22 protein-coding genes and 1 riboswitch are annotated in these 21,330 nt (G+C 35.0%); of the genes, 17 read left to right on the forward strand and 5 right to left on the reverse strand.

Annotated elements, in window-relative coordinates:
• Positions 1–96: 96 nt before the first annotated feature.
• From MJG50_RS17540 to MJG50_RS17550, 3 genes are all read left to right on the forward strand, one after another.
• A complete protein-coding gene (locus MJG50_RS17540) occupies positions 97–1,251 on the forward strand; it encodes a PstS family phosphate ABC transporter substrate-binding protein (RefSeq protein WP_240257060.1) in 1,155 nt (384 codons plus the stop codon).
• An 81-nt stretch (positions 1,252–1,332) separates the two neighbouring features.
• Positions 1,333–1,986, forward strand: coding sequence for a glycosyltransferase (locus MJG50_RS17545; protein WP_240257061.1), 654 nt, complete (start codon positions 1,333–1,335; stop codon positions 1,984–1,986).
• A 135-nt stretch (positions 1,987–2,121) separates the two neighbouring features.
• Entirely contained in the window at positions 2,122–3,174 is a 1,053-nt protein-coding gene (locus MJG50_RS17550) for an LLM class flavin-dependent oxidoreductase (RefSeq protein WP_240257062.1), read from the forward strand.
• Positions 3,175–3,218: 44 nt separating this feature from the next.
• Here the strand turns inward: MJG50_RS17550 and MJG50_RS17555 are convergent, their stop codons facing one another.
• Complete coding sequence (locus tag MJG50_RS17555; protein ID WP_240257063.1) at positions 3,219–4,295, reverse strand: Gfo/Idh/MocA family protein; 1,077 nt, start codon at positions 4,293–4,295, stop codon at positions 3,219–3,221.
• Positions 4,296–4,636: 341 nt separating this feature from the next.
• Positions 4,637–4,767: riboswitch (FMN riboswitch) on the forward strand.
• 161 nt (positions 4,768–4,928) lie between these two features.
• Here MJG50_RS17555 and MJG50_RS17560 point away from each other — a divergent pair.
• The 5 genes from MJG50_RS17560 (at position 4,929) to MJG50_RS17580 (ending at position 8,407) form a co-directional block, all read left to right on the forward strand.
• A complete protein-coding gene (locus tag MJG50_RS17560; protein ID WP_240257064.1) occupies positions 4,929–5,510 on the forward strand; it encodes an ECF transporter S component in 582 nt (193 codons plus the stop codon).
• Positions 5,511–5,714: 204 nt separating this feature from the next.
• Positions 5,715–6,236 carry a DinB family protein gene (locus MJG50_RS17565; RefSeq protein WP_240257065.1) on the forward strand — a complete coding sequence of 174 codons (522 nt, stop codon included), beginning with the start codon at positions 5,715–5,717 and terminating at the stop codon, positions 6,234–6,236.
• Positions 6,237–6,675: 439 nt separating this feature from the next.
• Positions 6,676–7,017, forward strand: coding sequence for an NIPSNAP family protein (locus MJG50_RS17570; protein WP_240257079.1), 342 nt, complete (start codon positions 6,676–6,678; stop codon positions 7,015–7,017).
• A 191-nt stretch (positions 7,018–7,208) separates the two neighbouring features.
• Positions 7,209–7,622: a hypothetical protein gene (locus MJG50_RS17575; protein WP_240257066.1), complete on the forward strand. Its 414-nt coding sequence runs from the start codon at positions 7,209–7,211 to the stop codon at positions 7,620–7,622.
• Positions 7,623–7,900: 278 nt separating this feature from the next.
• Positions 7,901–8,407: a CBO0543 family protein gene (locus MJG50_RS17580; protein WP_240257067.1), complete on the forward strand. Its 507-nt coding sequence runs from the start codon at positions 7,901–7,903 to the stop codon at positions 8,405–8,407.
• 88 nt (positions 8,408–8,495) lie between these two features.
• Here MJG50_RS17580 and pepT read toward each other — a convergent pair whose 3' ends face one another.
• Complete coding sequence (pepT, locus tag MJG50_RS17585; RefSeq protein ID WP_240257080.1) at positions 8,496–9,722, reverse strand: peptidase T; 1,227 nt, start codon at positions 9,720–9,722, stop codon at positions 8,496–8,498.
• Between the two features lie 126 nt (positions 9,723–9,848).
• Between pepT and MJG50_RS17590 the strand changes: the two genes are divergently transcribed.
• The 9 genes from MJG50_RS17590 (at position 9,849) to MJG50_RS17630 (ending at position 16,599) form a co-directional block, all read left to right on the forward strand.
• Positions 9,849–10,484 (forward strand): N-acetylmuramoyl-L-alanine amidase, encoded by a 636-nt coding sequence (locus tag MJG50_RS17590; RefSeq protein ID WP_240257068.1) that lies wholly within the window; start codon positions 9,849–9,851, stop codon positions 10,482–10,484.
• Between the two features lie 48 nt (positions 10,485–10,532).
• Positions 10,533–11,387, forward strand: coding sequence for a GNAT family N-acetyltransferase (locus MJG50_RS17595; RefSeq protein ID WP_240257069.1), 855 nt, complete (start codon positions 10,533–10,535; stop codon positions 11,385–11,387).
• 127 nt (positions 11,388–11,514) lie between these two features.
• Entirely contained in the window at positions 11,515–12,516 is a 1,002-nt protein-coding gene (locus MJG50_RS17600) for an LLM class flavin-dependent oxidoreductase (protein ID WP_240257070.1), read from the forward strand.
• A 109-nt stretch (positions 12,517–12,625) separates the two neighbouring features.
• Positions 12,626–13,063, forward strand: a complete 438-nt coding sequence (locus MJG50_RS17605; protein ID WP_240257071.1) for a MarR family winged helix-turn-helix transcriptional regulator — start codon at positions 12,626–12,628, stop codon at positions 13,061–13,063.
• A 144-nt stretch (positions 13,064–13,207) separates the two neighbouring features.
• On the forward strand, positions 13,208–14,296 hold the full coding sequence (locus MJG50_RS17610) for a hypothetical protein (RefSeq protein WP_240257072.1): 1,089 nt from the start codon (positions 13,208–13,210) through the stop codon (positions 14,294–14,296).
• Between the two features lie 60 nt (positions 14,297–14,356).
• Positions 14,357–14,626 carry a DUF1292 domain-containing protein gene (locus MJG50_RS17615; RefSeq protein WP_240257073.1) on the forward strand — a complete coding sequence of 90 codons (270 nt, stop codon included), beginning with the start codon at positions 14,357–14,359 and terminating at the stop codon, positions 14,624–14,626.
• Positions 14,627–14,840: 214 nt separating this feature from the next.
• Entirely contained in the window at positions 14,841–15,401 is a 561-nt protein-coding gene (locus tag MJG50_RS17620) for a histidine phosphatase family protein (protein WP_240257074.1), read from the forward strand.
• Between the two features lie 59 nt (positions 15,402–15,460).
• Complete coding sequence (locus MJG50_RS17625; protein ID WP_240257075.1) at positions 15,461–15,832, forward strand: VOC family protein; 372 nt, start codon at positions 15,461–15,463, stop codon at positions 15,830–15,832.
• A 47-nt stretch (positions 15,833–15,879) separates the two neighbouring features.
• Positions 15,880–16,599 (forward strand): nucleotidyltransferase domain-containing protein, encoded by a 720-nt coding sequence (locus MJG50_RS17630; protein WP_240257076.1) that lies wholly within the window; start codon positions 15,880–15,882, stop codon positions 16,597–16,599.
• A gap of 42 nt (positions 16,600–16,641) precedes the next feature.
• Here MJG50_RS17630 and bcbE read toward each other — a convergent pair whose 3' ends face one another.
• From bcbE to MJG50_RS17645, 3 genes are all read right to left on the reverse strand, one after another.
• On the reverse strand, positions 16,642–17,880 hold the full coding sequence (bcbE, locus tag MJG50_RS17635; protein ID WP_240257077.1) for a bacillibactin exporter BcbE: 1,239 nt from the start codon (positions 17,878–17,880) through the stop codon (positions 16,642–16,644).
• Between the two features lie 84 nt (positions 17,881–17,964).
• Positions 17,965–19,566: a ribonuclease J gene (locus MJG50_RS17640; protein WP_240257081.1), complete on the reverse strand. Its 1,602-nt coding sequence runs from the start codon at positions 19,564–19,566 to the stop codon at positions 17,965–17,967.
• A gap of 206 nt (positions 19,567–19,772) precedes the next feature.
• A complete protein-coding gene (locus MJG50_RS17645) occupies positions 19,773–21,176 on the reverse strand; it encodes a hypothetical protein (RefSeq protein ID WP_240257078.1) in 1,404 nt (467 codons plus the stop codon).
• Positions 21,177–21,330 lie beyond the last annotated feature (154 nt).

A 21,330-nucleotide genomic window follows, 5' to 3' on the forward strand; every position in this document is an offset into this window, starting at 1 on the left:
GTAGGTGAGTCTTTTTTGCCGAAATGGCAAAGGTATTTTCCAATAATTAGCGAATCTATAATAGATTACGAATTATTCATCTATTAGGAGGAAATTATGGATGCCATATTAAAAGTATTCGGTGTCATTATCGTCATTGTTGTCTTTGGGTTTATTGGATTTTTTACGATGATAGTTGTTGCACTTTCAGGAGACCCAAGATTCTATGTACCATTCATTTTAGTTGTGACAATAGGGGTCATCATTTTTATAAGTCTAGCAATCTTTGGTCAATTTAAGAAAAAAATAATTAGAACCTTTTTACTTATTTTTGTATCGATCTGTGTGGTCTCTGTGATTGGGTATGAAGGTTATCAAACATATGAAAAAAGTCTTGAGGTTGTAAGCACACAAGATGTAGATTTAACTGAATATGAACCTTTTATTCCGGATACAAGGGCGGTAAAGCTAGATGAGCAAGCAACTTTGAAAATTAACGATGATCTTCCTAGATTAGATGGTTCTACGGCTTTATACCCTGTTTATGCTGCCTTTGCACAGGCTGTGTATCCGAAAAAGGGTTATCCCCTGTATGGAAGTGAGGTTGCTTCAAGCCAAACGGATGGAGCATTTCATCGGCTACTAAATGGTGAAGTTGACATTATATTTATGCCAAAACCATCTGATAGTCAGATGAAACTAGCTGAAGGCAAAGGTATCGAGTTAACTCTTACACCAATTGGAAGAGAGGCTTTTGTATTTTTTGTTCATAAAAACAACCCGGTAGAAGAGTTAACAATTGATCAAATCCAAAGAATTTATACAGGGGAGTATACGAATTGGAAAGAGGTCGGGGGAAAAAATAAAGAAATTCATGCCTTTCAAAGGCCTGAAGGAAGTGGCAGTCAAACTGCGTTAAATAGAGTAATGGGTGCAAAACACCTAATGAAACCACCTACAGAGGACATTGTTGCCGGAATGGGCGGAATCATCTCAGAGACGGCCAATTATAAAAATAAAACAAATGCAATAGGTTTCTCATTCAGGCATTTTTCACAGGAAATGGCACAGAATGGAAAGATTAAACATATCGCAATAAATGGCGTTTCACCAACAAAAGAAAATATTCAGAATGAAACATATCCAATTATATCGGAGTTTTACGCAATCACCGCAGACAGTGTTAATCCACATATAGACGCATTTATTAAATGGATACAATCCGACCAAGGACAGAAGATTATTGATATGTCGGGCTATGTGCCAATGTAAGAGTGACAGTGTTAAAAGCATAATAAATATAATAATATGAATACTAAACGATAGAAACGATATACAAAGGAGAAGGTATTCATGTATAAACGGTTTATCGTATTTGTATTTATTTTTATGCTTATTAATCTAAATTCATCATTCCATGCTCATGCTGAGAAAAATGAAGAAGTTGAAGTTGAAGAGATGTGCTTGAATCAGTCAGTTATTGAGTTGAAGTATGGGATGCAGAAGCTTTGGATTGAACATGCTTGGTGGTCAAGAAGTCTAATTGTTAGCACTCTTGCAGATCTTGAAGACAGAGAAGATGTATTAGCAAGGCTGCTACAAAATCAGGTTGATATTGGGAATATAATGAAACCCTACTACGGGGACGAATTTGGTAGTAAACTTACGGATCTTCTTCAGGAACATATTCTGATTGGTGGTAAGCTAATTGATGCTGTAAAAAGCAACGACAAAGCATTAGTTGATAAAATGAATAAGGAATGGTATCAAAATGCAGATGTCATCGTTGAATTTCTAGCGTCTGCTAATCCTAATTGGTTAAAAAATGAACTTACAGAGATGTTTTACGCACATTTACAATTGACTATAAATGAAGTTGAAGCTAGGTTACAAAAGAAATGGAAAGAGGATATTCGAACTGCTGACCTGAATGAATCACATCTTATTCATATGGGAGATTTCCTAACCGACGGAATTGTTAAGCAGTTTCCTGAAAAATTCAAGTGAATTTGGGGGCGATACACCTTGTTATATTCGAGGGTGTCGCCTTTTTTAATGCTCATTTAATGCTTCATACAGGATTTTCTGATAAAAGAATGGTATCTTAAAGGAATAATTAGCTTATACCTGGAGGAAAAATATATGGAATTAGGAATTAGCACTTTTGTTGAGACAACCCCTGATGTTGAAACAGGTGAAGTAATCAGCCATGCACAACGAATTCGTGAAGTTATCGAGGAAATTGTACTAGCTGATCAAGTTGGGTTAGATATATTTGGTGTGGGTGAACATCATCGTGAAGATTATGCGGCATCATCTCCTGCAGTTATTTTAGCAGCTGCTGCATCACAAACGAAAAGGATTAGACTGACAAGTGCAGTTACAGTTCTTTCGTCAGATGACCCAGTCCGTGTGTTTCAAGATTTTGCGACACTTGATGGAATTTCAAACGGACGAGCGGAAATTATGGCAGGGCGTGGTTCATTCATCGAGTCATTTCCACTGTTTGGCTATGATTTGCAGGATTATGACGAATTATTTGAAGAGAAACTTGAATTGCTCTTAAAAATACGTGATTCAGAAAAAGTAAGCTGGAGTGGTAGACATCGACCAGCCATACATAATCTTGGCGTATATCCTCGTCCTGTTCAGGATCCCTTGCCAGTCTGGATCGGTAGTGGTGGAAATTCTGAATCGGTAGTAAGAGCTGGGGTACTGGGATTACCGCTTGTCCTAGCAATTATCGGTGGAAGGCCACTTCAATTTGAACCACTTGTTCGACTATATAAAAGGGCTGCCGAACGCGCTGGTCATGATGTATCAAAATTAACTGTAGCTTCACATTCACATGGTTTTATCGATGAAGATTCACAAACTGCAGCAGATAAATTTTTCCCATCCTACCAGCAAGCCATGAATAAATTAGGTCGTGAACGAGGATGGGGTCCCATGACTCGTGCAAGCTATGATGCGGCGAGAACATTAGAAGGAGCACTATATGTAGGTGACCCACAGACGGTCGCAGAAAAAATCATTCATCTTAGAAAAAATGTTGGCATCACACGTTTCATGCTGCATGTACCAGTTGGTACAATGCCACATACAGATGTCATGAAAGCAATCGAATTACTAGGGAAAGAAGTAGCACCGATTGTTCGAGACGAAATCGTTAGATGGGAAGCAACTGAAAAATAAATAAAAAGAGTCTGAAATCATAGGATTTCAGACTCTTTTTTCGTTCAGTTTACTTTGTATTTTCTTCCTTCTTTTGCAGAAAGACGGATTGTATCAAGTACTTTTTGTGTATCCAATCCATCTTCAAAATCAGATAGATTCGGATGTTTTGTTCCAGTACTCAGTGTGTGATGAAGTGCATCAAGCATCCGCTGAAATCCATTATAATAGCGGGCTGCAATTGCTGGCATGTCTGAAGGTGCAGTTAGATCTGATAGTAGTTCAATTTCTACCAGTGGTGAATTTTCAGATGAATAATAGACTTGATTGTCATTGAGCATAACAAGAGTACCGTTTGATCCATAGATCTCCAAGCGATAGGTGTCTTTCGTTTGATTCGCTGCGGTAACAAGTTCCATCGTGATCGTTGCTCCGTTATCCAATGTCCCTATCACCTGGAAGGCATCATCTGACGTGTACTGTTCTATATTACCGTTTTTATCTTTATATGTTGGAACATGAATTGGAAGATTAGCAAATACTTCAGCAAATCGACTATCTGTCCACCAATGGAGTGTATCAATCATATGTGATCCAATTGCTCCAAGCATTCCACCACCAGTTTCAGTTTGACCGAGCCATCCACGTGATTTTGATTGAAGCGAGCTATAATTTGCAAAGGAACATTCATAGCGTATATGTAAAATTTCGCCAAGATTTCGACTGTCCATTACTTCTTTTACCTTTAAACGAGCAGGAACAAATCGAAATTCATGATTGATCAAGCCGAATTTTCCTGCATTATTTTTTGCAATCATCATATCGAACGATTCGTCGATATCCAGTGCCATTGGTTTTTCACATAACACATGAATACCTTTTTCAAACGCAGCGACTACCATTTCCTTATGTAAGTGAACGGCAGAAGCAACAACCAATAGATCCAACTGTTCCTGTTCAAGCATCAATCTCCAGTTCGTGTACACATTTTCAACACCACTAATCTGTTTTACCTCTTCAACATTGCCTCGTGCAACACTTGAAATTGCTACAACCTCAAATCCTTCATGAAAATTAAACATTGGTGCATGAACCTTCGCACCAAAACCAGTACCTATTATGCCAACCTTACATTTTCCCATAGAAAATAACTCCTTTTTATCAAATGCGCCTTGGCGTATTTGTGACCAGATTTTTTCGAGCTTGCTCGAAAAGCTTCCTTTAAAAATCTGAGGCATCCGCCGGAGGCTTTAACTTTATTCAGTCAAGGTTTGAACCCGCACTAAATTGAAAACTGATTTGCATTCAACTCACAACCTATAGAAGTGGAAGACTTCAGCTGAATAAAGTTAAGTCTATATATTAAGTATTCTTCATCGATTTTGAATTACCTTTGTCCAATTGCTTGAAAACTCTCTCTGAAACAAATCACTTTAATTTAAGAAATATATCGGATATAATGAAATAGTAATTAAAATATAATATCTATCTTCGGGGCGTGGTGAAATTCCCGACCGGCGGTGATGAGAGTAATCTCTAAGCCCGCGAGCCTTTAAGGCAGGATTTGGTGCGATTCCAAAGCCGACAGTACAGTCTGGATGGGAGAAGATGGAGGTTCTGCAGCGTTCAAAAAAGTAATGTTTGGACGTCTATTTAAGCATGCCTTGAAATTCTCCCTCAAGAAATTTTTCTTGAGGGTTTTTATTTTCAAGGTATGTGTATTTAATGCTGAACCTTTCTTCTATGTAAGATGGATTACAACAGGAGAGAGGAAAATGGAAAAAACAAACGTAAGAAAATTAGTTTTAATTGGAATGTTGAGTGGTATTTCATATGTGTTAATGATACTAAACTTCCCATTACCAATGTTCCCAAGCTATTTACAAATTGATTTTAGTGATATCCCTGCATTGATTGGTGCTCTAGTTCTAGGTCCAGTTGCAGGAGTGTTAATTGAGCTAATCAAGAATATTATCGATTATTTTATGACTGGAAGTGAAACAGGGGTCCCAGTAGGCCATCTAGCCAATTTTATCGCAGGTTCTGTTTTTGTCCTATCAACCTACTTGATTTATCATAAGATTAAATCAAAAAAAGGAATGACGATTGGATTAGTTACTGGAACCATTTTAATGGCAATCGTAATGTGTATCCTTAATTACTATGTCATTCTTCCAGCATTTACTTATTTCTTGAACGCACCTGCAATGTCAGGTCCAGAGGTTCGAAAATTAATTGTTTTATCAATTTTACCTTTTAATATTCTAAAAGGTCTAATCATAACTGGAATTTTCATGTTAATCTTTATACGATTACAGACATGGATCAAGAAGCAAACTACCTTTAAACAAATATAAAATTTTTGAAATCGAGTATGAAATCGTAAAGGTTTTGTACTCGGTTTTTTTATTTGTAAATGGTGAAGACTTGTTTAAGAAGGGTTTCGTTTAGCTTTGTAGAATTATAAGTTTTAAGCATTCATTTTTATAGATAGGACAAGTATGATGAAACCAGTCGTTAATCTTAGATTCTTATAATTATTTACCGTGGGAGGATGAGATATGATTGATTATAGGATAGTTCCAAAAGAGGGATTTTCAATAAAAATCGGTGAACTAGTTTCCATGCTGGAGCATACTAGAGAAGTTACCTTAACCGAAATATCTAATTTGAGTCAATCGGATATAGATTATTTGAAGGAAGAAAATGATAACACTATAGGGGCACTTTTACTACATATCGCTTCAATAGAAGCTGTTCATCAGGTGATTTCATTTGAAAATAGAGACTTTAATGAACAGGAACTTCGTCAATGGAAAACAGCTTTGGAATTGGGTGAAAATGCAAGATTAGAAATTAAGAAAGAAACACTCGACTATTATTATTCTATGTTGTCTAAAGTAAGAAAGGATACATTAAGACAATTAAAAGCAAGGGATGATCAGTGGCTTTACGAAGAAAAACAATGGCCAAACGGAACTCCTTATAATAATTATTATCTTTGGTATCACGTTATGGAAGATGAGATTAACCATAGGGGCCAAATAAGAACAATCAAGAGATTTTTATATAATAGTCGGTAGATTAAGAGTCCAATCGGAAGCAGCATATTCGTTGGAGATGACATAGATAATGATATTAGTGGTTATCGTACTGACTACGTAGAAAAGCATATGAAGAATTAGGTATTGAAATAGGTGTTAAAGATTGTATCGCTAAAATAGATTTTAGCGGTAAGCAATTCTTCTTCTTAGGAGATATTGTTGGTGGCATTTTCGTTACTGGTGAAGGTCAAGAGTTTAATAATAACACTATAGGGGCGTATACACCAATGTGGGTGGATATAGATGACCTTTATTTCAAGGATTCTAAGTCCAATTAAGTGGCTTACAAAATAAAAACATTAATCAACTAACGATTAGCTTAATAAAATGCAACTTCAATTCAAAATAAAGGAAATTAGACATTCTCGTTGAAAGTAATAGTTAGTTTACTATGAAAAAGAGATGGGAAGTGAGTAACTTGTTTTATAGAAGGAAATTCTACATTGTAAAGAATGAATTTGTTGAAGTTTTCAATGATCATTTTAATGAAAATAATTTGCCTAACCAAACAAAACATGGTGCAAGATTAATAGGAAGATGGATGATTCCAAACGATGAAACAACCACTGAAATATTTGCTATTTGGGAATATGACAGTTATGAGAAATATAAAGAGATAGAAGCTAATGTTCGAAATGATGAAGACCATGTACGTAGAGTTAATGAGTGGTATGTAAAACATGGTGGGAGAGATTATGTCATCAAGAATTACTTATTAGAAGTACGAAACGAGCAGTTAAAGACAACTTTGAATATTTAAGGTGTTCTATCATCTTCAACCAAAGGGTATCAATAGTGAAAAGGCAGCGGTATTAACCGTTGCCTTTTACCAACTCATTTTTTTTAAAAAATTTCTATAAAGCCTAGCTTTTAATACTGCTCCTAAATTTAGTTAATTATTTGGAGGGGGAAGATTATAAGCATACTTTAATCGATACGAGGGGGAACTGAATGAAAAAAGAGAGACTAGTTATTAGCTTAATTGTTTTATTGTTAATTACTTCAGGCTGTATGTCTGAAGCGAACAAGCAAAAAATAACCATTCAAAAACGAAAAGGTGAAGAAAATATTTTTGAAGATTACAAAGAGGTCACACAAAATAAACAAGTGCAAAAAGCAATAGAGATAGTGAAAAATGCTAATTGGGAAAATACAAAAGTAGAAATGACGCGTTTTGCTGACTATCAATTTCAATTCCCATATAAAAATACTAAAGAAGCGAAAATAACTTCCTATTTATTATGGGTAAGCCCAAATAGTAAAAATCTCGAAATTGTTACCGATAGTGATAAATACATACAATTAACAATAAAGGATTCTGCAAACCTATATGAAATTTTAACTGGAGACTCATTGGGGAAATAATCCAATGTTTTCATTTGCTGTTAAACAAATAGTACGAGTGCGTGATGATTCAAAAAAGAATGTTTTTTAAGATTATTATACTAACTACGCGGATTACTTTGTGAAAGAAGGATTAATATGAGAGACGAGATCATATACACCAATAAGTGGCGAAAATAGATGACCTTTCTTTCATTATTTCTAAACAGCGGCTTAATGCAACAAGGTTAGACCATCTTATTTAAATAATTTCCCTTAAATGAGGAAAAATAGAAATACTAATTTTAAAGGATGGTCTTATGTATATATTAATTAATATTTTTTATACATTAGCAGCGTTTAAATGGGGGGATTGGAGGAATTGGAAACTGTATTATCCGACAATCCTTTTCTTTGTCTTAGGAGATTTTTTATACAACTTCCTCCTCTATAAAAAATCAATGTGGGTGTTTCATGATTTAATCTTACCTAACCATACTACTATCACGATTTTAGCGATGGTCGTATCCTATTCTGCTACCGTATTAATATATTTGGGGAGGTTCCCTGAAGGATGGAAAAAACGGTCATTATGGTATTTATTATGGGTAGGAATATATTTATGTGCAGAGTATTTTAACAGTAGGTTTGGCTTTATTTCATACCATAATGGTTGGAATTTTTGGTGGTCTGCGATATTTACAGGCATTATTTTCTTTATCTTGCCTGTTCATCACAAAAGACCTTTGTTTGCGTGGCTATTATCAATCATAATTATCGTATTGTTGTTAAGCATCTTTGATGTGAAAATTAGTGAAATGAAATAAAGCTGCTTGAATTGAAAAATTCTCTTATAAAAAAGGAAGGCTCAGAGTCATAATTACAAATTACTCTGAGCTTTTATATGTGATGTACCTATGCTCTTTCCTCGAATAATCTAATAATGCCAATCATAACGTTTGTTGCTTTTTCCATGTTATCGACTGAGATGTATTCGTATTTGCCGTGGTAGTTTTCACCACCAGTAAAGATGTTTGGTGTCGGTAAGCCCATGTATGATAGCTGGGATCCATCTGTTCCACCACGAATGGGTTCGATAATTGGCGTAATGTCCAAGCTTTCCATTGCTTCATAGGCAATATCAACAATTTCTTTTACAGGTTCAATTTTTTCCTTCATATTATAATAGGAATCATTCAACTCTAAAAGGATTTTGTCCTCACCATAAATTGCTTGAAGATCCTTAACAATTTTTTGGATTGTTGATTTTCTCTTGTTAAAATTGTCTCGATCAAAATCACGAATGATATAATAAAGCTTTGTTTGCTCCACATCACCTTCAAAGGATAGCAAGTGATAAAATCCCTCATAGGCTTCGGTAAACTCAGGAGCTTCATCAACTGGTAATCGTCGATTTAATTCCATTGCAATCTTTGTAGAGTTCACCATTTTTCCTTTCGCAGTACCTGGATGAATATTATTACCTTTGATCGTTATTTTTGCAGCAGCTGCATTAAAGCTTTCATATTGCAATTCTCCGAGAGGGCCACCATCCATCGTATATGCATAAGTCGCATTAAATTTCTTCACATCAAATTTATGGGGACCACGGCCGATTTCTTCATCTGGGGTAAAGGCAACTCTTATTTTCCCATGCTTGATTTCAGGATGTTGAATTAAGAAATTCATCGCCGTCATAATTTCAGCAATGCCTGCTTTATTATCAGCACCAAGTAAGGTTGTGCCATCAGTTGTCATCAATGTGTGACCTTGATATTTATGTAATGAAGGAAAATCCTTTGTAGCCATTATGATGTTTTCAGTTAAATGAATATCGTTCCCATCATAATTTTCAATAAGTTGTGGCTTAACATTCGCACCAGTGAAATCTGTTGCTGTATCTAAATGAGCTAAAAAGCCAATTGTTGGCACAGTTTTAGTAGTATTAGCAGGTAGTGTCGCCATTACATAACCATTCTCATCAATCGTTATTTCTTCCATGCCAATTTGCTTAAGTTCATCAACAAGCATATTTGCAAGCGTAAGCTGTCCTGGTGTTGAAGGGCATGTTTCACTTTCTTCATTCGATTGTGTATCCACTTTTACATATGTAGTCAATCTTTCAATGAGTTCCTTTTTCAACTTCATTTCAACTCCCATTTTATATTTTTCTCTAGCATAAATATTCTAACACTTTATTCATTTTTGAGATATAAGAAAGATATTTGCAGATACTAAAAGGAATTAAATATACAAGGAGAATGTAAAATGAATAAAACGTTTATTTCCTTTTTACTATTCGCATGCTTGCTAATTATAAGTAATACAGAGGCACTTGCCCAAGGAAATTTGAGAATAATTGTTGAGGAACTCCCATTAGAACTCTCGAAAGTGCGTACAGAGAAGATTAGTCATGTCGTCATTCATTTTATGAGTAATGCTGCCAAGAAGCCTCATGATCCTTATAATAAGAAAGACTTGATATCTATTTTTGAAGAATATGGAGTATCTGCTCATTATATGATTGGTAGGGAAGGGGAGATTTTTCAACTTGTTTCAGAGGACAGGGTTGCTTACCATGCTGGTAAGGGTTATTTACAAGGTTTCCCTGCATACAAAGATCGTTTGAACGAATATTCATTAGGAATTGAGCTATTAGCAATTGGTACAAGGGAAGAAATGCTACCAATGATTAATGGAAAGACATATGATTCGATTGATCCTACATTAATTGGGTATACCAATGCTCAATATAAATCATTACAGTTATTATTAGAAAATATATTAATTCAAAATTCTTCGATTAATCGTGATAGAATACATATTATCGGCCATGATGAATATGCACCAGAGAGAAAAACAGATCCGGGATCTTTATTTAATTGGTCAAGAATTGGATATTAATAAATATTTAGGAAAATCGAGATGTTTAGGGAAAATGGGGGATTGGAAATGAAATTTATAGTTTATGATAATGCTCATGATTTTGAGAGAAAGATAGAGCCATTTTTATCGGAAAAAGAAGATGTATTCAGTCTCTTTTATGGTGTACTTCAAGCAATTAAAGCTGACAATTATGAGAATCCATTTATGGCGACAATTGAAGAGGATGGAAAAGTATTAGCCTTTTTCCAAATGACACCTCCTCATCCGTTAAATCTTATTTTTACGAATGAACTTCGTTTAGAAGAAACAATCGATTTCCTCATTAAAAATTTATTCGAACTTAAAATTAACTTTCATTCGATCATTAGTTTGAAACCGTGGGCATTTAAAGTCGCAGAGAAGTGGGAACTGAAAACGGGTAAGACCCATCAACTATTTATGGATCAGGGATTGTATCGTTTAAATAAAGTAAATGAATCGCTTCAGCATTGTCCTGGTACTTGGCGCTATGCAGAGGAAAGTGATTCTTCCCTTATCGAAAAGTGGTTCAACCTATTCGAAGTTGATGCTGGACTGACGATTTCGCCAATTGAACATGTGAAAAAGCGTGTTGCAATGTTTATAAGGGAACGAGAGGTTTTTCTTTGGGAAGATGAAGGAAAGATTGTATCTATGATGAAAAAGTCACGTCCGACAAAGAACGGTGTAACCGTATCTTTGGTATTTACGCCAAGGGAAGATCGCAAAAAAGGTTATGCACGGACGCTTGTAACGGTAGGTTCAAGAGAACTACTCAAGGATTTTGACTTTTGCATACTTTACACTGATATGATGAATCCGACATCAAACAAGATTTATAGGGAAATTGGCTATGAAAAGATTGCAGACTCTGTTCATTTGGTTTTTGATAAAAGAGAATAATTTTGTCTTAATATCTATTCAAATCTAAAGCTATGCATTTTCACTTATTTCCAAGCATTTATTTTTGATTCTACCTCATCAATTGTTACTATAGTATTGTAACTTGATTAGGAAGGGATCGAATGAGATGGCAAATATAAATATACCAGTATCAGTGCTAAATTTAGCTCCGATTCGAAAAGGACAGGGACCAAAAGAAGCGATTGACTCTATGGTTGATTTGGCACAAGCAACAGAAAAAATGGGATACACCCGCTATTGGATTGCCGAACATCATAATTCACCAACCCTTGTAAGCTCTGCTACTTCGATGTTAATAAAACATACATTAGAACATACAGACCAAATACGAGTAGGATCCGGTGGAGTTATGCTGCCAAACCATTCTCCATTAGTAGTCGCTGAGCAATTCGGGACAATGGCAACAATCTATCCAGGAAGATTAGATCTTGGGCTTGGTAGAGCACCAGGTACAGATATGATGACTGCGAGTGCATTGAGACGAGCACAGAACGATTCAGTCTACACATTTCCAAATGATGTGAATGCATTACTAACGTATTTTGGTCCGGAAGAATTTCAAGGCTATGTAAGGGCATATCCTGGAGTTGGTACAAATATTCCAATTTACATTCTTGGTTCATCAACCGATTCTGCTTATTTAGCAGCAAAATTAGGGCTGCCATATGTATTTGCATCACATTTTGCACCAAAATTCATGGAAGAAGCGATCTCCATTTATCGCGAGAGATTCCAGCCATCAGAATATCTTGACAAACCTTACATGATGGTATGCCTAAATGTAATTGCAGCAGAAACCGATGAAGAGGCTCGTATTGAATCTACAACGATGCAGCAATTTTTCTTAAATATTGTCCGTGGTACTAAAATTCCTTTAAGTCCTCCAGTAAATAGCATGGATCAAATTTGGAACTCTACAGAAAAACAAATGGCTGATTCGATGTCTAGTGTGACTTTTATGGGAAGTAAAGAAACGATTCGCGAACAATTAAGCCAATTTCAAGAAAAATACAATGTCGATGAAATAATGGCTGTTTCATATATTTTTGACCCTGATGTACAAAAGCGCTCTTATGAAATATTTAAAGAGGTAGTTGATGGAAGATGAGAAAAGGAGTAGGTAACTATTCCTTTTTTTATTGAAAAATGGTTTAGTTTGATATATATTTAAGGTAACTTAACTATTATAATACATTAAATATAAAGGGTGTTTAAGTGTGGATGTAAAACATTATATGAAAGAAACTTTTCACATATTAGATGAAGTGAACTCACTTTTATTAAAGGAATTTGAATCAATTTTAGATTATGAATTAACCCCAAAACAAACAATGGTCGTTCATCACGTTCATCAGTCTACAACAATTACTGTAAATGAACTCGCGCATTTAATGAATATTTCTGCTAGTGCTGTCAGCCAACTCCTTAACAAGCTTGAACAAGAGAATTATGTAAAAAGAGAGATTAACCCTAATAATCGGCGTGAAATACTGATTACACTTGGTTCAAAAGGTCTTGAGCTTTATGATGAGTACGATAAAATCGATCAGAAAATTATCGATAAGTATTACTCAAAACTCACTGAAGACGAAATGATTCAATTCCAATCAATTGTAAAAAAGCTTCATACGATCATTACGACTGAAAATAAGTAACTCAAAGGGGTTGATCACATGTTTTGGCATCCATTTTTAAATGACAAATATATGTAAACCGGGTACCACGCTCATGCTTTCCGCCAAAAAGAAAATTCTTTCACAAATATCAAATGAAGAAGAAATTCAAAAGGAGGAAACCGTATGGTCCACACTGTGAAAACAAATAAATCAGCTTATATCTTTGGACTTCTTGCCATCCTGATTCTTGCAGGGAATTATTCTGTAATGTCATTTGAAGCATTTACTCCAGTGACTGACATGATGATTTTGGCAACGATTTTGGATCTCACGATTGTTTTACCAATTTTATTTTATATTTTTATAGTCCGTAATCGTTTTTCATTGATTACGATACTCCCAGTCCCAATTGCTGGTTTTTGGCTTGCTTACTTCATTGTCCCACATCATGAATTACCGATATTTGATTATGTAAAATATAGTATTTTTGCACTTGAAGGTGTTTTTATTGCAATTGAGCTAACACTTGCAATCTTCCTTTTGCGCAAAATCCCTGCCTTACTTAAAAACTACAAGATTCAAAGTGAAATTGACTTTTATTATCCGACAATGTTAAGAAATGCTTTTAATAAAACCTTTGGAACGAGAAAAATCACGGAGTTTCTTATTTTGGATTTCTCCGTTATCTACTTTGGATTATTTGCTTGGAAAAAGAAGTGGCAACAACTAGACCATGCAGCAACTTCATTTTCAATCCATAAGAAATCTGGCTACTTTGGACTATTCATCGTTATCGCTCATGCAATGGTCATTGAAGTAATTGGTGTTCACTTTTTAATCTTGCAATGGAGTACAGTAGCAGCATGGATTTTCACAGTTTTGGATATTTACGCGCTTATCTGGATCATTGCTGATTACCAGGCTGTTCGACTTTCGCCAATTGTGATGACAAAGGAAAAAATGTTTGTACAAATAGGGATACGACGAGGGATTGAAATTGATTTTTCTACAATTAAATCAATCGATTCGACGAGAACTGATAAAAAAATACGAGGTCTAGAAAAAAATAGCTTTTCGATCACCCTTCCAGATCTAATTGAAGAAGAGCCACAATTTGAAATGGAATTAAAAGAGCCTGCAATTGCTAGATTACCATTCGGAAAAAAGCGAGAAATTACAAAACTCTATGTAACAGTTGATGAAAAAGAAAAATTTTATCAACTTGTTCAAGAGATGATCGCAGACGAGGAGCTTACTCTTACTCAAAAATAGCTTTTCTACCATGTATATGGTACCATTTATCTCTAATCGAACATGATAGGAGGCTTATACATGGATAAAATCCAAGTTGGCGAAATTTTTACAATAAGCGATGAAACAGATCAAGAGCAAGAGGTTGAAGTACTTGCAATGCTAACTATTGAAGGTACTGACTATATTGCTGTTAGCTTTGTCGAAGACCTTGAGGAAGAGAATGAAGATGACATTGATATTTTCTTCTTAAAGCTTGATGAAGATGGTGACTTTTCTGCAATCGAAACAGATGAGGAATTTGAAAAAGTTTCAACCGCATTTGATGTTGTTTTTGATGAAGAAGAATAAGTTTTCAGGGGAGAGGGGCGAACACTCTCCTTTTTCATATGCCTTTTACTCAATTTATGTAAATACGGTCGTTATTTGAAAAATACGGCCGTTATTCCGAAAATACGGGCGTAAGCAATGAACACCTAAAACTATTTGAAAATTAGATTAATTTCTTTATACTAGAAGTATCGATTTGAAGAATAAACAACACACAGTCAGGAGGTTATTATTATTGCTAACCAATTTATACTTCGTAAGACATGCTCATTCTACTTATACACCTGATGAGTTAGAAAGGCCGCTTTCAGAAAAGGGATTTAATGATGCAAAGACTATAACGAAACTCTTGCAACGGGAAGAAATTTATCATGTTCTGTCTAGTCCATATCAAAGAGCCATTCAAACCATCGAAGGAATTGCAAACTACATAAATAAAGAGATTGAAATAATAGAAGATTTGAGAGAGCGTACATTGACCTTAGAACCTACCGAAGACTTTGATTATGCGATTTCAAAAGTTTGGGAGGATCCTCATTTTTCATGGGAAGGTGGAGAGTCGAATAATACGGCTCAAAAAAGAGGTGTTATCGCTACCATCGATTTATTAAAGAAATACCAAGGGAAAAACATAGTTTTAGGAACCCATGGAAATATTATGGTCCTCATAATGAATTATTTTGATCATAAATATGACTTTCAATTTTGGAAGCAACTTAAGATGCCAGACGTATACAGATTAACGTTTGAAGGTGAAAAATTAAGTAGAGTAAAGAGATGCAGATTGAATGTATAGCAGACTTTCTACTAGAGAATTAATAATTCCAACAACATAATAATGAAGGGAGATCTAATATGTCACCAATTAAAAATCAAATGAATGGTGTATTTGTTCATGTATCAAATTTAAAGTCTTCAGCCAAATGGTATTCTACGTTATTGGGGCTAGATATTAACTTAGATGAAATAAAGTCACCCGTGTATAATATTCCAATTACAGGCACAACTTCTCTTACATTAGATGATCACACCTTTGATCCAGGATTTACTCATCATACGAGTAAAAGCCCCATTTTCAATTTTTATGCTCCAGATATCGAAAGTGCCTTTCACTATATTAAAAGTCTAGGAATTGAAATTGTAAGAGAAATTGAATGGGTGGAACATACAGCTTGGTTTAATATAAAAGACCCTGATGGAAATGTATTGATGATTTGCAATTGTTGAGTAATATTTCGTGAAAATGTAAGATTTGAAGGGTGTGAAGTCGTTTATTGGAAAATGCAGAAAGTTTAACACCAATTGAAGCAGCTCGTCAATTTATTCATACGTTTTTCCCTAATTGCCAAGGTGCATTATTAGCTGGAAGTGTTGTGCGTGGAGAAGAAACTGCCACTTCTGATCTTGATATCATCATATTTGATCAAACGGTAAAAACTGCATATCGGGAATCACTAATCAAATTTGGTTGGCCAATTGAAGTGTTTGTACATCATTTATCTTCATACCAAACCTTTTTTGAAAATGATGTTAAAAGGGCTCGACCTTCTTTACCGAGAATGGTATCGGAGGGGATTATAATCAAAGATACCGGAATTATTGAACAAATTAAAAAAGAGGCTAATCAGATATTAGAAAAAGGACCAGAAGAATGGCCACTAGAATTAATAAATACAAAGCGATATTTTATCACAGACATACTGGATGATTTCAAGGGAAGTCAAAACAGGGCTGAAGAACTCTTTATCGCTAATTCATTAGCAGATCTTAGTAGTGAATTTTACTTAAGGACTAATCAGCAATGGATTGGTTCATCTAAATGGGTAATACGATCTCTTTCACAATTTGATAAACAGTTTGCTGATGAATTTGTGGATGCTTTCGATTCTTTTTATACATCTGGTGATAAGGATAAAGTCATCCTTTTAGTGGATAAAGTATTAGCACCTTATGGAGGGACGTTGTTTCACGGATTCTCATTAGGGAAAGGATAGCTCCAAATCAATACGAGTCAAAGGTTATCCTCTGACTCGTTTTTATTTTTCCCATTTTAGTTTTTGAAACAAGGAGTCTGTTTTAATTTTTTTCGGAGGCTTTATAAAGAACAAAGCCAATATCGTTGCAAATGCGGATATACATGTAACTGTGATAAATAATGCTTTATGCGATATCTCCAATAAGATTACAAATGTTGGAGGGCCCAGTGCTACACCAATAAACCGTGCGCTACTATAGATCGATGTAATCGTTCCTCTTTGATCCTTTTCAATTCCATTGGTTATTAACGCATCTAAACTTGGTAAGGATATTCCGATTCCAATTCCGCTAATAATCAAAGCCGTTATCAATATATAAATATTTTTCGTATATGTTATCCCAAGAACGGATACAGTTGTACTGATTATTCCAAGAAATATGATCCATTTCATTGTATTTTTATTTTCACCTAATTTTTTACCGGTGATATATGAAGCAAGACACAGGACACCTAGAGGGATTGCAAGAATAAGGCCCTTTTTTACGCCGTCAATTCCATACGAATCTTCTAGGATGGATGATAGATAAAAGAGCATTCCAAAAAGGATATACATACAGATGCCGCCAATTATGAAGATTGAAATCAGCCATCGTCCTTCAGTAACCAATATTCGTTTTATCTTCTTAAGAAACAATGAAAAACTCGACGTATCCACTTCATTATCCTTTGGTGTTTTCACTATGAATTGTATTAAAATAACCGAAATTAAACAAAAAATCGGGATGGAGACAAAAGGCAAATACCATAAAAAAGAAGCAAGTAATGCACCTAAAATGGGACTTAATACTTTCCCTAGCGTATTAGATGTTTCGATTAATCCTAGTCCGGTATTTACATCTTTTTCACTTTTACACATATCACCTACTAAGGGTAGAACGATTGGTGCAGCACCTGCAGCGCCTATTCCTTGAAATAGCCTGCCAATTAAAATGAGAATATATGGATGACTCAATTTCCAAGCTGCAAATGCAGAAATCAGTCCACCAATCCCAGCAAGAATTAAACTTGGAATAATTACTTTTTTTCTTCCAATTTTGTCAGATAAGAATCCTGCGATTGGAATTAATACAATCGCTACGATGGAATAAGAGGTAATGATTAAGCTTGATTGAAATGGAGATATATCCAATTCCTTTTCCATAACAGGTAAAACAGGTATCAGCATAGAATTTCCTAAGGTCATGACTAAAGGGATGGATGAAAGTGAAAGAATTCCCCATTTTTCTGTTTTCTTCATCAATAATAGCTCCTTTGGAATTCTAGTCCTATTTTTTGGTCAAAAAAGAGTAATCTAAGCTTAAAAGAAATGTAGCATTTTAGGCTACATTTCAATAATGATCGGAAGGATCATAGGTTTTCTTTTCGTATGCGTAAATAAATATAGCCCAATCGATTTTTTAATATTTTGTTTTACTACATTCCGTTGTCGCGTATTTTCTTCGAGAAACTCATTAACGGTGTTCTTTACTAAGCGCTCAACATTCCTTAATAGGCTTTCAGAATCCCTCACATACACGAATCCGCGAGAAATGATGTCAGGACTAGAAATTATTTTTCTCTCTGTTTTATTAATCGTTACAACAATTACTAGCATCCCATCCTCGGAAAGCTGCTTTCGATCTCTTAACACAATATCTCCTACATCACCAACCCCCATCCCATCAATATATGTATCCCCAGAAGGTATTTTCCGAGTCTGACGAGCTTCCAGGTTTTGAATATCGACTACATCACCATTATTAATGATAAATGTATTTTCTTTCTCTACTCCGACTGACTCAGCTAATAAGCGGTGCTGGTGTAGCATTCTATATTCTCCATGAATCGGGATAAAATATTTTGGTTTCATTAAAGTAAGCATAAGCTTTAAATCTTCCTGATAACCATGACCTGACACATGCATACCTGTTCCTGATCCATATATTACTTCTGCACCAAGTTTAAATAAGTTATCTATAATACGAGTTACATTACGCTCATTCCCTGGTATTGGACCTGCAGCTAAAATAACTGTGTCACCAGCCAGAACACTTGCATCTCGATAACTCGATGTTGATAGACGGGCAAGAGCAGCCAATGGCTCGCCTTGGCTACCTGTGCAAAGGATTGTTACATTTTCAGGAGACATTTGGTTGATTTCTTCTGCTTTTATTAGCATTCCATCCGGGATATTTACATAACCACGTTCCATTGCAACATTCACAACATTAACCATACTACGACCAAGCAAAGCCAGCTTTCGATTCGTTTTGATATTAGCATCTACTACTTGCTGAACGCGACTAACATTTGATGCGAACGTAGAGATAAAGATCTTCCCATTCGCTTTTTTGAATGCTTCTTCAATATGGTTACCTACGAGTTTTTCAGAAGGGGTAGAGCCTGGTCGTTCCGCATTCGTACTTTCAGATATTAGAGCAACAACACCGGCACTACCAATTTGCGCCATTTTATGAATATCTGAATGCTGGTTATCGACAGGTGTTAAGTCGAATTTGAAGTCTCCTGTATGAACAATATTTCCTTCTGGTGTATGAAATACAATACCAAGACAATCAGGAATACTATGATTCACTTTAAAAAAACGTACTTCTATCTCACCAAACTGTAAATTTGAATTTGAGTCAATCAAAACTAGTTCCGTATCCCTCTGAAGCCGATGCTCGTCTAGTTTTAATTCAATTAAACCTAAGGTAAATCGGGTTGCATATATAGGTACATTCAATTTTTTTAAGAAGTAGGGAATACCCCCTATATGATCTTCATGACCATGGGTGACAATTAAAGCACGAATTTTATCCTTATTTTCTTCTAAATAGGAAATATCAGGGATAATCAAATCAATTCCTAATAAGCTTTCATCTGGAAACTTGGAGCCGCAATCGATGATGATGATATCGTTTGAGTATTGGACTACATACATGTTTTTACCGATTTCATTCACGCCACCGAGAGCAACTATGGATACTGGCTGCTCTTTTATACTCAAATTTCTTTCCTCCCAACGAATGATTATCTTTACTATTCCATATCATATTTCACTTATTCATTGATTAGGATATCCAGATCCATTTCCTTTATGAAGAAACAAAAAAACATACTTGCTCGTTCGTTCATTTGAATGAGTGATTATGAAAGTTTTTGCACCTGATTATATAGATATTGATACGATTTTGATTCCTCAACCATACCAAGCTCATGATATAGCTTAGTAAGCCACATGATTGGACGGGTAATTGTCGGGTTTAGTTCAAGATCCCAGCTGAAGCATTCAATCGCTTGTGGAAGTAAGTGTAATTGGTAATACAGTTCACCCATGTAATGCTGCTGGTCAGGCTCTTCTTTGATTTTATTCATCAGTTTAATTTTTTCAATGATCGCGTTTGACGATTTGAGGTGATGGAAAGGGGTCGTCCATTGATATACAAAATCTAAATCATGGTCAGTAAATAATTTTGGCAGTAATATGGCAAGTATTTGCCCCAATTGGTCAGCGGATGTATCTTTTAGAATCGAGGCATCAAATTGTGTAAAATCTATTTTGTAAATAGTTTCCATTTGATTCAAAATAGTCAACAACATATCAATTTGACTCTTAGATAAAGGAGTTGTATTTGAAGTTATGAGACTGAAAGCTTCTTCAAATTGATTTGCTTTCATATAGGAGGTTAGTAGTTGATTCAGTATTTCTTCCTTACAATTTGTTGAATTTGTCTGATTATAGATAGTTAACAGGATGGATGCTTGATCATTTTCTGAAAACGTATGTGAAAGGAGTTTGACTAATTCAGAAAAAGTATGACTAGCATTTTTAGAAGAAGTGATTAATCTATCTTGATATAATGCAGTTAGCTCTAAGTTACGTGATTCTTTGCCGAGCTTTTGTATAAGAAGAGAAAATGAAGATTCAGCATCCAATTGCTGATAAAGAAGTTTTTCTGCGTATAAAGGATCATGAAGAAGAACTTTATTAATGTCGTTACTATATAGTTGTTTGTATTTCAAATAATCCAAGTGGCTATAAATCGATTTCGCCCATTTATGAGTAGGGTATGAATCTAGAATGGTCATTAACAATTTAAAAGCATAGGAAAGCTTACCATCTCTGCGATATTCAAAATATGCTTCTTTCAAAGCTGAAGTGATATTCTCTTTTTTTAAATATGAATCAAATAATGGAAGTATGTAATGAGCTTCAAGATTATTAAATTTCCTTTTTATTTTTTTCCATGTAGAGGGAATGGTTGGGAAACAGTCAATATGGTTTGCAGCTAATAGGGAAGTGATAATTGGATGTGGTGAAGGGATTTGAATCCCATTTGATAACACTTTTTGTAATGTTGAAAAACGCTTTATTTTTACAGTTTTCTTAGCAGTTAAAAATTGTTCCTTATAAAAGAGGAGATAATAGCATTCGTCCATGTGTTCATTGAATGATTCAATCACTTGAAATCCTTGATAATTGAAAAGTGCATTACAATGTAAAGTTACTTCTTTGTTTTCATGTCTGATCGAAATAATATCTTGTCTCATTTGCTATCCCTCCAAAAAACATCTTTCCTCAATTGTAGCACTTATTATGAAATTATTGAACTACTCACCACTTAACACCCTTACAGGTTGTTTGAAGTGGGAGATTCCTAAGTACGGAAGCCTTTTGGCTTCTAATTGATTAGGCTACCCCCGT

The sequence above is a fragment of the Fredinandcohnia quinoae genome, assembly GCF_022427965.1.
GTDB classification, from domain to species: domain Bacteria; phylum Bacillota; class Bacilli; order Bacillales; family Bacillaceae_L; genus Ferdinandcohnia; species Ferdinandcohnia quinoae.

What these genes read in the sequence shown, in the direction of transcription:
- MJG50_RS17540 (WP_240257060.1), top strand. Translation starts at nt 97, where the DNA reads ATGGATGCCATATTAAAAGTATTCGGTGTCATTATCGTCATTGTTGTC.
- MJG50_RS17545 (WP_240257061.1), top strand. Translation starts at nt 1,333, where the DNA reads ATGTATAAACGGTTTATCGTATTTGTATTTATTTTTATGCTTATTAAT.
- MJG50_RS17550 (WP_240257062.1), top strand. Translation starts at nt 2,122, where the DNA reads ATGGAATTAGGAATTAGCACTTTTGTTGAGACAACCCCTGATGTTGAA.
- MJG50_RS17555 (WP_240257063.1), bottom strand. Translation starts at nt 4,295, where the DNA reads ATGGGAAAATGTAAGGTTGGCATAATAGGTACTGGTTTTGGTGCGAAG.
- MJG50_RS17560 (WP_240257064.1), top strand. Translation starts at nt 4,929, where the DNA reads ATGGAAAAAACAAACGTAAGAAAATTAGTTTTAATTGGAATGTTGAGT.
- MJG50_RS17565 (WP_240257065.1), top strand. Translation starts at nt 5,715, where the DNA reads ATGATTGATTATAGGATAGTTCCAAAAGAGGGATTTTCAATAAAAATC.
- MJG50_RS17575 (WP_240257066.1), top strand. Translation starts at nt 7,209, where the DNA reads ATGAAAAAAGAGAGACTAGTTATTAGCTTAATTGTTTTATTGTTAATT.
- MJG50_RS17580 (WP_240257067.1), top strand. Translation starts at nt 7,901, where the DNA reads ATGTATATATTAATTAATATTTTTTATACATTAGCAGCGTTTAAATGG.
- MJG50_RS17590 (WP_240257068.1), top strand. Translation starts at nt 9,849, where the DNA reads ATGAATAAAACGTTTATTTCCTTTTTACTATTCGCATGCTTGCTAATT.
- MJG50_RS17595 (WP_240257069.1), top strand. Translation starts at nt 10,533, where the DNA reads ATGAAATTTATAGTTTATGATAATGCTCATGATTTTGAGAGAAAGATA.
- MJG50_RS17600 (WP_240257070.1), top strand. Translation starts at nt 11,515, where the DNA reads ATGGCAAATATAAATATACCAGTATCAGTGCTAAATTTAGCTCCGATT.
- MJG50_RS17610 (WP_240257072.1), top strand. Translation starts at nt 13,208, where the DNA reads ATGGTCCACACTGTGAAAACAAATAAATCAGCTTATATCTTTGGACTT.
- MJG50_RS17615 (WP_240257073.1), top strand. Translation starts at nt 14,357, where the DNA reads ATGGATAAAATCCAAGTTGGCGAAATTTTTACAATAAGCGATGAAACA.
- MJG50_RS17625 (WP_240257075.1), top strand. Translation starts at nt 15,461, where the DNA reads ATGTCACCAATTAAAAATCAAATGAATGGTGTATTTGTTCATGTATCA.
- bcbE (WP_240257077.1), bottom strand. Translation starts at nt 17,880, where the DNA reads ATGAAGAAAACAGAAAAATGGGGAATTCTTTCACTTTCATCCATCCCT.
- MJG50_RS17640 (WP_240257081.1), bottom strand. Translation starts at nt 19,566, where the DNA reads ATGTATGTAGTCCAATACTCAAACGATATCATCATCATCGATTGCGGC.
- MJG50_RS17645 (WP_240257078.1), bottom strand. Translation starts at nt 21,176, where the DNA reads ATGAGACAAGATATTATTTCGATCAGACATGAAAACAAAGAAGTAACT.